The 11,608-nt window shown below is 37.2% G+C and carries 9 protein-coding genes; 4 read left to right on the forward strand and 5 right to left on the reverse strand.

Going from position 1 to position 11,608, the window contains the following annotated elements; genetic code table 11:
• Positions 1 to 8: 8 nt before the first annotated feature.
• On the reverse strand, positions 9 to 212 hold the full coding sequence (bcsR, locus tag ACSFVZ_RS10205; protein WP_135925662.1) for a BcsR/BcsP family cellulose biosynthesis protein: 204 nt from the start codon (positions 210 to 212) through the stop codon (positions 9 to 11).
• 119 nt (positions 213 to 331) lie between these two features.
• On the opposite strand from bcsR, the gene bcsE reads away from it, so the two are divergent.
• The 3 genes from bcsE to tyrR all read left to right on the forward strand — a co-directional run bounded on the left by bcsE (position 332) and on the right by tyrR (position 5,365).
• Complete coding sequence (gene bcsE / locus ACSFVZ_RS10210; RefSeq protein ID WP_435558778.1) at positions 332 to 1,960, forward strand: cellulose biosynthesis protein BcsE; 1,629 nt, start codon at positions 332 to 334, stop codon at positions 1,958 to 1,960.
• 169 nt (positions 1,961 to 2,129) lie between these two features.
• Positions 2,130 to 3,704 carry a cellulose biosynthesis protein BcsG gene (bcsG, locus tag ACSFVZ_RS10215; RefSeq protein WP_435558779.1) on the forward strand — a complete coding sequence of 525 codons (1,575 nt, stop codon included), beginning with the start codon at positions 2,130 to 2,132 and terminating at the stop codon, positions 3,702 to 3,704.
• A gap of 104 nt (positions 3,705 to 3,808) precedes the next feature.
• A complete protein-coding gene (gene tyrR, locus ACSFVZ_RS10220; protein WP_135925654.1) occupies positions 3,809 to 5,365 on the forward strand; it encodes a transcriptional regulator TyrR in 1,557 nt (518 codons plus the stop codon).
• A gap of 79 nt (positions 5,366 to 5,444) precedes the next feature.
• On the opposite strand, the gene ACSFVZ_RS10225 is transcribed toward tyrR, so the two are convergent.
• Complete coding sequence (locus tag ACSFVZ_RS10225) at positions 5,445 to 5,933, reverse strand: hypothetical protein (RefSeq protein WP_135925652.1); 489 nt, start codon at positions 5,931 to 5,933, stop codon at positions 5,445 to 5,447.
• 109 nt (positions 5,934 to 6,042) lie between these two features.
• On the opposite strand from ACSFVZ_RS10225, the gene ACSFVZ_RS10230 reads away from it, so the two are divergent.
• A complete protein-coding gene (locus tag ACSFVZ_RS10230) occupies positions 6,043 to 6,573 on the forward strand; it encodes a thioesterase family protein (protein ID WP_435558780.1) in 531 nt (176 codons plus the stop codon).
• 64 nt (positions 6,574 to 6,637) lie between these two features.
• On the opposite strand, the gene ACSFVZ_RS10235 is transcribed toward ACSFVZ_RS10230, so the two are convergent.
• From ACSFVZ_RS10235 to ACSFVZ_RS10245, 3 genes are all read right to left on the reverse strand, one after another.
• The gene (locus ACSFVZ_RS10235) at positions 6,638 to 8,356 is read right to left on the reverse strand and encodes a DUF642 domain-containing protein (protein ID WP_435558781.1); all 1,719 of its coding nucleotides are present in this window, start codon (positions 8,354 to 8,356) and stop codon (positions 6,638 to 6,640) included.
• A gap of 340 nt (positions 8,357 to 8,696) precedes the next feature.
• Complete coding sequence (locus tag ACSFVZ_RS10240; RefSeq protein ID WP_435558782.1) at positions 8,697 to 9,941, reverse strand: DUF642 domain-containing protein; 1,245 nt, start codon at positions 9,939 to 9,941, stop codon at positions 8,697 to 8,699.
• A 428-nt stretch (positions 9,942 to 10,369) separates the two neighbouring features.
• Entirely contained in the window at positions 10,370 to 11,602 is a 1,233-nt protein-coding gene (locus tag ACSFVZ_RS10245) for a DUF642 domain-containing protein (protein ID WP_135925642.1), read from the reverse strand.
• Positions 11,603 to 11,608 lie beyond the last annotated feature (6 nt).

Raw genomic sequence — 11,608 nt, forward strand, 5'->3', positions numbered from 1 at the left:
CTCTTTAACTACTTTATTATTCTTGTGTATTGGGCATCTGCTATTGCGTTTGAAATATCGCTAATAAGAGGATACTTCTCTATTGTTTTACGATTTTTTTCGACATCTGTAATTTCGACATACTCTTGCTGCCTGCCACCAAACTTTTGCAATAAGTTGTCTATGTCGTATTGAGTTAATGTATTCGATTTAGTTACTGCAAAGTTATTCATTTAAAACTCATAGAAAAATATTTGTTTAAAAAATATCAACAAGCGATGGACATAGCCTGCATTATATATAGAATATCGCTTAAAACTAGTACTAAAGTATTTTTTTAAAGGAAATATTTGTGTCATATTTAGACATAACAGGGTTAAAGGCTGCGTATTCTGAGTTAAGGCGAGGGGCAAGCTATGCGTTTCTTTCACCTTTAAATAGCCAGCTTTTGGAGTTAGTTGGGCATATGTTGTCTAACAATAAAGAACCTGTATTTGTCTTGTCTGAACAAATTGATTTGTTTTTTGATAACCAAGGCTCGGATGTTTTGTTTAATTTATTTGAGCAAGGGTTACTCTATCCGTTTCATTTACAGCATAGTAATAACGTATCAAAAAGCGCCTCTTTTTCACGAGGCATCATCCGAGAATTAAAGCACTACAAACAGCTACAAAATAGCAGTGTCTTTGTGCATTTAGACTCTGCTGTTATCGCATCCCTAAGCGATGAGCAATTAATTGAGAAGCTTACCCTCTACCAAGCACTCACTAAAACTAAGGATGTGACTTTAGTCTTTTTAATATCAGGTGCGCAGCTTGGTGAAGCGAGACAGCGATTACACGCTATGAATCGCTTTTTTGATGGTTTAGTTCATATGACAAAAGAAGCGTCAATTCGCTCGCTTGAGTATGATTTTTGGGCGCATAGAGAAGGTGTAATTGCTGGGCGTACAATTAACCTGCAATTATTTAATGGTCAATTAGCACTAATAGATTCAGACGTTAATCGTACTGTAGAGAGCGATGTATTATTACAACAAGATTTAGACGAAGACGAGGTATGGCTGACTAGGAATGCAGTTCCTCAAGGTACCAAGCTCCCGGCTTCATTTAAAACGATAGATGATAATGATACTTTGTTTTCAATCAGTCTAACTAAGAAGGCGGCAACCATAGTTTTTGCTGTTTCACGCCATACAGACTTATTAGCGTTAGCTAAAGATTGTTTTTCACTTCGTAAAAAGTGTGGTCGAAAATTAAAGTTGGTAATACAAAATGTAGATGGTGTCATTCGTCACCAAGATGAGTGCCTATTTTTAACGCTCGGTGTAAATCTTATTTTATATAGTTTTTCAGAGCCATCACGTTTGTTATCTCAAATTCAATCAATTCAAGGGTTTCAATTTTCTAGAGCGCTTCCTCACTCATTGGATGATGTGCTTAAAGAAAGCGAAAATGTGTTATCAAAAGGTTATTTGCCAATCACGAAATTTTCTGAGCAAGTATTAAAGCACAGTGATTCAGCAGCTAATTTAGGTGTCAGTGGGGTGTTTGTAAAACTTCAATTGTTACCAAGAATAGATGCTATTCACCCGCTGCATTTATTTCACGTAAAACGAGAGGGGGACATTCTTAGTTATGCAGATGGGTATATCTATTTGTACCTTCATGCTTGTCGTGAACACGATGTAGAGAATGCGATTAAACATTTGTTTAAGTTGCAAATAAGTGATTTCTTTTCATCAAAAAATATCATTGCAGATCATTTTTATATTCAACAGGCATGTCGACGTATTCATCAACGCTATGCTGACAGCGATGTACCTGATTACACAAAAGAATTGCAAAATAATGTGCGAAATATATTAGCTGCAAAGCCGGCAGGTATCGCAAACTTGGATAAAGAGAAGCCTGAATTTAGAGAGCTTAGCCGGCCAATTTCAGAACAGGTTAAAGTGACCTTAAAAAGCGAAGTATTATGAGCTTAAATCAATTTTTCATCACCTTTGCTGTTGCATTGGTGTTAGGGCTCTTTGTTAGTAAAGCAGGTAAGTTACTGTTTAAAAGAGCCTTACTTTTATATCGCACATTGACATTTAGGCATGTGATATTGACCCCCTATACCCCTAAAAAGCAAAAGAAGGATAACAAGTGAGGTTGTCAGGTCTAGGTATTTGGAATTTATATTTTTTAATTAAGTTTGTATTGTTTAGCCAAGGAGCTATTTCCTTTGATCTATTTGCAAATTTAGCGTTCTTTTGTTTTCTGGTTATTTCATTTGATAAGGTTTGGTTAACACGGCTTAAACAGGCTATCAGTGTGGTCATTGGCATTGTCTTGATGTATCAGGATTCTTGGCTGCCGCCTATTTCGCGTTTAACAAAGCAAGCAGATAATTTACAAGATTTCAGTATTAGCTATTTTTTTGAAATAGCCTTTCGCCTGATCAATTTAGATTTTGTCTTCGCTTTATTTATTGCAATTGTTTTTTATTTTCTAACTGTTAAATGGTTACGATATACCAGTTTGTCAGTTGTTGGTTTTATCTATGTATACTGGCTTGGCTCAACACCTTTAAATGATAGCTCTTCACTGGTTTTAATGGCTACTAATGAAAAAGCTCAAACGCCTGTCACTGTGACGCAGAGTGCTCAGCAGAGAACACCAGATCAACAGCTAGGTGACTTTTATCAACAGCAATCGCAGCTTATTAGTCAGTTTCCGAAAGCCTTTAATGGTGAACCATTTGATGTTGTTGTGCTTAACATATGTTCATTGGCAACGGCAGACCTCAATGCAATTGGTGTAAAGCCTAGTTCACTTTTTGCTAATTTTGACATTTTATTTAGTCAATTTAATTCTGCGACCTCGTATAGTGGTCCGGCAGCTATTCGCTTGCTGCGAGCAAGTTGTGGACAAACAAGCCAAGCTGACTTATTTAAACCTGCCAGACAAGAGTGCTTACTATTTAATAATTTGGCAGAGTTAGGATTTAACACAAATGTGGCTATGAATCATGATGGACATTTTGATGATTTTATTGGCTTGATCAGACAGTATGGTGGTGTTTCGGTACCTAAACTTGATTTTAGTAATCTAAAGCCTGCTCAATATGGTTTTGATGGTGAGCCTATATACTCTGATGCTGATATTTTATCTAATTGGTCGAAAAAGCATCAGAATAGTCAGCAGCCTCAAGCACTTTACTACAATACCATTAGTCTCCATGATGGCAATCAAGTTGCTGGCCGTGAGAGGATGAATAGTTTGGCAAGTTATCCGCTTAGACAGCAACGTTTATTCGATGACATTGATACTTTTATTAGTCAATTAGAAAGTTCAGGGCGAAATGTATTGCTTGTGGTAGTGCCAGAGCATGGCGCTGCTTTAGAAGGTGATAAGCTTCAGTTTGCAGGCTTACGAGAAATTCCGAGTCCTTCTATTGTTTCTGTGCCAGCAGCTGTGAAGTTTATTGGCCCTAAAATACAGCATTCTCAGTTAACCGAAGTAAATGAAACGATGAGCTATTTTTCGTTATCTGAGCTTATTAATAATGCCTTTGAACTTGATATATTCGCCGCTAAAGTGCCTGTTAAGCGTGTATTAGATAATCTGCCTACCTCTGCGAAAGTAGCAGAAAATCAAGACACAGTAATGATGTATTTTAAAAATGAACCTTATATTCAGCTTGATGGTGGAGAGTGGACGAAATATCCCGGTAAATAGACAGTTTACTTAAATTTGTCCAAAATTCTTTACAATAGACTACCCAGTTGATGGGACTTAGCGTATTATTCTCATACTATAGGTTCCCGTTTTTTGAGGATGTAATGCGTTTAGATATCCACTGTGCTGACCGAATAGGTATCGCACAAGAGATTCTCAATATCTTGGTGAGTTACCAGGTCGATTTAAAAGGCATCGAAGTAGATTCGGTAAATTGTCGTATGTACGTCAGTTTCCCACCTATTGAGTTTGAACAATTCCAAAAAATTATGCCATCAATCCGCCTGATTGATGGTGTAAAAGATGTCCGTACCACTGCATTTTTACCTTCTGAGCGAGAGCATAATGAATTAAATACATTACTGCGTGCATTACCTGATGGTGTTATTTCTATTGATGCAAAAGGGTGGGTGCGCTTGTGTAATGATGCTGCTTGTCGCGACCTGCAATTATCTGAAAGTGAGGTTATAGGTGCCAACATCAATAACTTGCTAAAAGGGTTTAATTTTACTCGTTGGCTTGAAGGGAAAGAGGTTCTTGGTCAAACCACACGGGTAGAAGTGGCAGGTGAAGACTTTATTGCAGATATTTTGCCTATTTCTGTACCACAAGGTGCTGAAGGGGATGTATTAGCTGGCGCGGTGATTAATATTAAGTCGCAAAGTCGCCTAGGTCAGCAAGTGAGTGCGTTTCGTCGTTACGGCCAAGAAAGCTTTGCTACCATACATAATTTTAGTACAGCAATGCGCCGTGTTGTTCGCGAGGCGCGTAAAATGGCGCAGTTAGAGGCTCCGATCCTCATAACAGGTGAAACCGGTACTGGTAAAGAGCTCTTAGCTCGTGCCTGTCATTACGCGTCAAATCGTTCTGTAAAACCATTTATTGCATTATCGTGTGCTTCACTGCCGGATGATGTCGCAGAGTCTGAATTATTTGGTTATGCGGGCTACGAAGAAAACGCAGCACCAAAACGCGGCGTTTTAGAGCAAGCTGATGGTGGTACGGTATTTTTAGATGAAGTTGGCGAAATGTCGACTCAGCTGCAAACTAAGCTACTACGTTTTTTACAAGACGGTACCTTCCGTAAAGTTGGCGATGAAAACGAAGTAAAAGTAAATGTGCGTATCGTTGCTGCAACACAAAAAGATTTACCTGCTATGGTTCAAGAGGGCACATTTAGAGAAGATCTATATTATCGTATCAATGTACTAACTCTAGAAATTGCACCACTACGCGATAGAAAAGCTGATATTGGCCCGTTAGCAGAGCATTTTATTCAAAAATATGCCCAGCAGAATGGTCATTCAGTACCTGTATTATCGGAAGATTGCTTACGTTTTTTACAGGATTATCCTTGGCCTGGAAACGTCCGCCAATTAGAAAATGCGATTTACCGTGCTGTGTCCTTGTTAGATGATAATGAATTACGTATTGAGCACCTGCAGTTACCAACTTTTACCCATGATTTAGGTTATCTTGAGTCTGACTTTGAAGGAACCTTAGACCAAGCGGTAAAACGTTTTGAAGCAACGCTATTGCGTAAGTTATACCCTGCATACCCAAGTTCTCGTCAGCTCGCTAAACGTTTGGGGTTGAGTCATACCGCAGTGGCAAACAAACTTAGAGATTATGGGATTAACCGAAAGACTGTGAAGGTTTAATGGTAACAGCTTGCAATAATATTTATTTAAGCAAAAAAGGCTTAGGTGAAAACTAAGCCTTTTACTTTTCTATTGAATACTATTGTTTGGTACCCATATCTTTGGTGACACCATCAATGGCGATATTTTTTATACCATCGTGATCGAATTTGATCACGATACTAATATTATTGCGGGCAAAAAAGTAATCTCGGTTATCAAGGCTAATTACGTAATCACCTTTAACAGAATCACTGAACTTTCTCTTTTCAAGTTTTAAGGTGTGATCGGCAATATTCCAACTAAAGCCTTCAATGAAGCCATTATTGAATTCTTGAACCCACACTTGCTCTTCATCTTTACTAAGCGTGATGGCTACAGAGTAAGATTCTGGTAGTGACATGTCATAACTTTTATCGCCAATGGTGAACTTCTCAGCTTCTTGTTGCCACGCAAAACCAAACTTAAATGCCTTTTCGACACCCGTTGGATAGCGTAAAGAGCCCTCACCAGGAAAGTTAAAGTCAGCAAATGCTGAGCTGGTGAAAAAGCTTGCACTAAATAGAGTTACCAAACTAAATAATTTCATTAGGTTATTCTTTTTTTATACTAATATATGCACAGATTAGAGCAGATTATTCGCCTTAGCAATATGCTGTGATACACTTTGTGAATTATCAACTGGTTAGACCTTTACTGTGAACCTCTATTTTCGACTAATACTGCTGTTTTTTAAAATTAAACGTAATCGTGATTATCAACAATTATTAGACACGATTGATATTGAATTCAAAGCGTTACCAACCGATTGCGATATTAATTTGCATCTGACTAATTCTCGTTATTTAGCGATGATGGATCTTGCTCGTACCTGGATGACTGAGCGAGTAGGCTTACTAAAACATATTATGAAACGCCGTTGGTTCCCAATCGTTAATGCGACTGCAATTACCTATATTCGTGATATCAAACCTCTTCAAAAATACACAGTGAGTACGCGTTTAGTTGGCTGGGATCATAAATACTTTTATATTGAGCAAAAGTTTCACTCTGAGCGTGGTCTACATGCGATTGCTTATGTGCGTGGTGTATTTAAACGTAAGAATGGCGTTGTGAGCGTTGAGGAAATGCTTGAAGTCGCTGGCTTTAAAGGTGTAACACCTATTTTGCCAACAGAAGTGATGCATTGGAAAGAAATGTTAGAGCAAAAGAAACTAACAAATAAATGATACCAATTTAGTGATCAATAAAAAAATGCCAGCTTAGCTGGCATTTTATGGCTTTAAACTCAGTTTACTTCATGCAAACTGCTTCACTAACAAATGTTAAATCGCTTACATGTGACGGGCCTTCCATCACGAATGTCGCTTCTGCTGTGTTTTGATCTAAGGTATAGATTTTCGCATTCTCACCGTTTTCTCTACCTGAAATATAAATTGTACCATCATCAGCAATTGCAAGGCCTGATGCCCAATTAACACCGTGCTCACCGACTTGGGTTAATTCAAAACTACCCATATCTAAAGTATAAAGTGCTTTACCTGTTAAAACGTATAGCACGTTGAAGTCACTTGAGTATGCAATGTCGCCATCAGAGAAAGTATCCCCCTCATACGAAAGCTTCCCTAATACTGTTTTCGCACCTGTTGCTAGGTCAAAATCGTACATGTATGTTTTGCTTGTAGCACGTAAAGATAGGCCATCCGGGGTTACCGTCGAGCGATAAATCGGGAATGATGTTACATCTGCAACTTCAGCTTGTGTGTCAGTGGCTAAATCTAGGCTGTAGATTTTTGATTCTTTACTGCTGCTATCAAGCTGCTCCATGAAGTAAAGCATACCATCTTTGCTAGCGATATTTGATGCCGTATTGTTAAGGCCAGCAATAATCGACACAGCGCTTGACTCTGGATTAAAGTGATAAACGTAGCCCTCTGTTTCTGAGCCAAAGTTGTTGATGCCGTATAAACCGGTAGTAACAGCACAAGGTTCAGCAACTTCTGTCACAACAACGTTATCAATAAAACCACCAATACCTGCATGACTACCTGTACCTGCTAATTCGATAAGAGAACTTACATCCGTGCCTTCAACAGTGTAACTATACTTAGTCCAACCACGCTGAGTCGTGTTTAATGCTTCTAGTAATTCACCATTCCAAAACACCTCAACATTATTAACATCTTCAGCATTATCTACTCGACCAGAGTAGTAAAAGCTAAATTCATATTGTTTACCTGCTTCTGTAGGTATCTCTTGAAAAGCGCTATAAGCACCATTTGAATTTAACTCTAAGTACTGCTCACCATCTTGAGCATCAATCTTATTTAAAGAAGACGATTGTAATTCAAGCCAAAGATTTTCATTGGCGCTCCAGTCAGTTAAGTTTTCAAAAAATTGATAACGGCCATCAGCAGAGGCTACTCTGTCTACTTCGAAAGAGCCATTTTGAACTAAGTTTGTTGTTGGGTTTGTAACTTCTATAACAGATATATTATCTACTAATCCACCATAGCCGTTTGCTGCACCGGCACCGGCAATTGCGATTTCAGATTTTGTTCCTTTAGCTTCGATAGTATAGGTGTATTTTGTCCAACCTTTTTGACTACTATTTAAAGCTTCTAATAATCTACCATTCCAATATACCTCTATATTATTTGTACCTTGTGCACCGTTAACACGTGCAGAATAATAGAGGCTAAATTCATATGTTTTACCAGGAGTTGTTGTTATTTTTTGCGAGATACGATAATTTTTTGTTGAGTTAAGTTCTAAATACTGATCACCATCTTGTGCTGTCATTTCCTTTAAAAGGTTGGTTTGAACTTCAAAATATACACTTTCACTGCTGCTCCAATTTGAAAGTTCATTATAAAGCTGCCAAGTACCAGATCTTTCACTTATTTCATCAGCTTCAAATGAACCATTCTCAACTAAATTAGTATTTGAAACAGCAAAAGTTGATGCGATAGCTAAAGGTAATATTGCTAGTTTTGATATTTTTTTAATCATGATTAACCCATTTATATTTGGTTTTATTTATATGAGTTAATTTTATTTTAATTAAAGTGGTTTTCAATTGTTGTTTGTGTTTTCTTGTTTTGGTTAGGTTTGTAATTTTGTATGTTATTGAAAATTATAAATTAAGGTGCTTCTAGGAATTTTCATATTATTTTTGGCTTTGTTTTGTACTTTACTATTGTGTTTATTTTAAATTTTAGTTTGTTTTTATTGTTTTGGTGGTCGTTATTAGGGTTTTCTTTAATGCTATTTAAAAGCTTGTTTTTTCTTTTTAGTTTCGCGAGATAAAAAAATGCCAGCACAAGCTGGCATTTTATGGCTTTATATCAATTTACTCGAATGAGCAAATTGCTTCACTAACATAAGTTAAATCATTAACATGTGCAGGACCATCCATTACGAATGTCGCTGCAGCAGTATTTTGATCTAGAGTATAAATTTTTGCGTTTTCTTTGCTTTCACGGCCAGATACATAGATGGTACCGTCATCCGCAATCGCAATACCAGATGCCCAGTGAATACCATGCTCACCGACTAATGTTAACTCAAAGCTGCCTTCATCAAGGGTGTATAAAGCTTTACCAGTTAGTACGTAAAGCACATTATTGTCACTTGAGTAGGCAATGTCACCATCAGTGAATGTATCACCCGAGTATGTTAACTTTCCAACGATGTCCTTCTCACCGGTCAGTAGGTTAAAATCATACATGTAGGTTTTACTTGTAGCCCGTAAAGTCTCGCCACCTGCTTTCACTACAGAACGGTAAATAGGGTATGAAGTGGTATCAGCAACTTCTCCTTGTACACCACTTAATAGATCATAGCTATGAATCTTTGAAGCTTTCGTTGTGCTATCTAACTGTTCTACGAAGTAAAGCATACCGCCATAACTTGCAATATTTGATGCAGTATTAGACACGCCTGAAACAATGGTTACAGCATTTGACTCTGGGTTGAAGTGGTAGATGTAGCCTTCGGTTTCTGAACCAAAATTATTAATACCATATAAGCCTGTAGTGACAGGGCAAGGCTCAGGAACTTCAGTTAAAGAGATGTTATCAATATATGCACCATAAGAATCAGAGGTTCCCGCACCAGAGAACATTATTTCAGATGTACCGCCAGTTGCTTCAACAGTGAAGTTATATTTTGTCCAACCTCGAGTAGTACTGTTTACTAAAGCTATAGAGGTACCATTCCAAAAAACTTCTGCTTTATTTGTTGTTTCATTTCCTTCTGAACGAGCAGAATAGTAAAAGGTTAACTCATACTTTTTACCTGCTTGTGTCAATACATTTTGTGAGATGCTGTAATTTTCTGTTGAATCAAGCTCTAGGCGTTGCTCACCATCCTGTGCTAGTAAGCTCGTTTGTTTGTTTGTTTGTATTTCAAATTTAGCATTACTGCTTCTAGTCCAGCCTGGAATTTGATCAAATAACTGCCATTCGCCGTTATGATCGGTTACAGGATCAGTATTTTCGAAAGAACCATTTTCTACCAAATTTGTACTAGACATTGCAATGCCAGATGCGATAGCTAAAGGTAAAACTGCTAGTTTGGTTACAAATTTTTTCATGACATTCTCCGTTATGTATTAATATTAAAATTCTAATATTATTCGGCTCTTTTTCAAATGTATATTAGTCTGTTTATATTAAGTGTTGTCTAATTTAACTGTTAACCTGTTAACCTGTTAACCTGTTAACCTGTTAACCTGTTGACTTTTATTGTGTTGTTTTTATCTAGGAAATTTCTTATTTTAAAGTTTATTTTTTGATTTATTTTTTGGGTAGGTTTTTTGTATTTGTGTTTTTATTTTTTCTAGTTAAAAAGTTATTGCTTTTTTCGAGGTGTTTTTTCTGAAGGTCTTATTTATTTTGTGTTTTATTTTTTAGATTTTTTACGCGTAATTTTAAATCAATGTTGAGGAGAGGTTTTTATATAAAAATGATGGGATGTTGAAATAATGCCAGTATTAAACTGGCATTAAAATATCAAATGTATTTATTCAACTGAGCAAACTGATTCACTAATGTAAGTTAGGTCATTCAGATGTGCAGGACCGCGTAATACAAAAGTTGCTTCAGCAGTATTTTGATCTAGCGTATAAAGTTTCGCGCTTTGACCACTCTTTCTGCCAGTAACGTAAATAGTACCATCATCGGCAACTGCTAGGCCTGATGCCCAATTTACACCATGCTCACCAACTAAAGTTAGTTCTAACGTGCTTTCATCTACAGTGTAAAGTGCTTTATCAGTTAATAGGTAAAGTACGTTATTATCATATGAATAAGCGATATCACCGCCAGTGAACTCTTCACCTTCGAAGCTAAATTTACCTAATACTTCTTTCGCCCCAGTTTCAAGGTTGAAGTCGTACATGTAAGTTTTGCTTGTTGCACGCAAGTTAAGTCCATCAGGAGAAACTGTCGAACGGGTAATAGTGTACGAGTTAGTATCTGCTAGTTCGCTTTGTGTATTTGTTTCTAAATCAAGACTATAGATTTTTGAATCTCTAGTTTCGCTATCTAACTGCTCCATAAAGTAGAGCTTTCCGTCTTTACCAGCGATATTTGCAGCAGTGTTAGTAACACCAGCAATTGGTGAAACTGCAGATGTTTCTGGATCTAAGTGATAAATGTAGCCTTCAGTATCAGAACCAAATTTATTAATCGCGTATAAACCAGATTTAACTGAGCAATATTCTGCAACTTCAGCGACAGATACATTGTCTATAAAGCCACCGGTACTACCACCTGTTCCAATACCTTTGAGGGTGATTTCTGAACTGGCTTCACTCGCTTCTACAGTAAAGCTGTATTTTGTCCAGCCTTTAAATTTAGCATTAACAACGCCTAAAGATTCACCATTCCAAAATACTTCAACTTTACTAGCTGTGTCATCGCCAGAAGCACGTGCTGAGTAATAGAAGCTAAATTCATACATTTTACCAGCTTCTGTTGATACAACTTGAGACACGCTATATTGTTGCGTAGAGCCAAGTTCTAGGTATTGTTGGCCATCTTTTGCTTTAAGAATACCCAAACTATTTGTTTGTACTTCAAAAGGGGCATTAGCGCTGCGTGTCCAACCTGTAATTTCATTGAATAATTGCCATTGACCACTAACAACTTCTGCTTCAAATGATCCATTTTCAACAAGATTTGTGTTTGCTACAGCAAACGCTGAGGCAACCGCTAGTGGCAATACAGCTAACTTACAAACTAAATTCTTCATAAAATA

It is taken from the genome of Pseudoalteromonas nanhaiensis (genome assembly GCF_051235485.1).
Taxonomy (GTDB): Bacteria; Pseudomonadota; Gammaproteobacteria; order Enterobacterales; family Alteromonadaceae; genus Pseudoalteromonas; species Pseudoalteromonas lipolytica_C.

Excerpts from the sequence above, each read along its gene's own strand:
- bcsR (WP_135925662.1), bottom strand. The coding sequence starts at position 212 with ATGAATAACTTTGCAGTAACTAAATCGAATACATTAACTCAATACGAC.
- ACSFVZ_RS10225 (WP_135925652.1), bottom strand. The coding sequence starts at position 5,933 with ATGAAATTATTTAGTTTGGTAACTCTATTTAGTGCAAGCTTTTTCACC.
- ACSFVZ_RS10245 (WP_135925642.1), bottom strand. The coding sequence starts at position 11,602 with ATGAAGAATTTAGTTTGTAAGTTAGCTGTATTGCCACTAGCGGTTGCC.
- ACSFVZ_RS10235 (WP_435558781.1), bottom strand. The coding sequence starts at position 8,356 with ATGATTAAAAAAATATCAAAACTAGCAATATTACCTTTAGCTATCGCA.
- ACSFVZ_RS10240 (WP_435558782.1), bottom strand. The coding sequence starts at position 9,941 with ATGAAAAAATTTGTAACCAAACTAGCAGTTTTACCTTTAGCTATCGCA.
- tyrR (WP_135925654.1), top strand. The coding sequence starts at position 3,809 with ATGCGTTTAGATATCCACTGTGCTGACCGAATAGGTATCGCACAAGAG.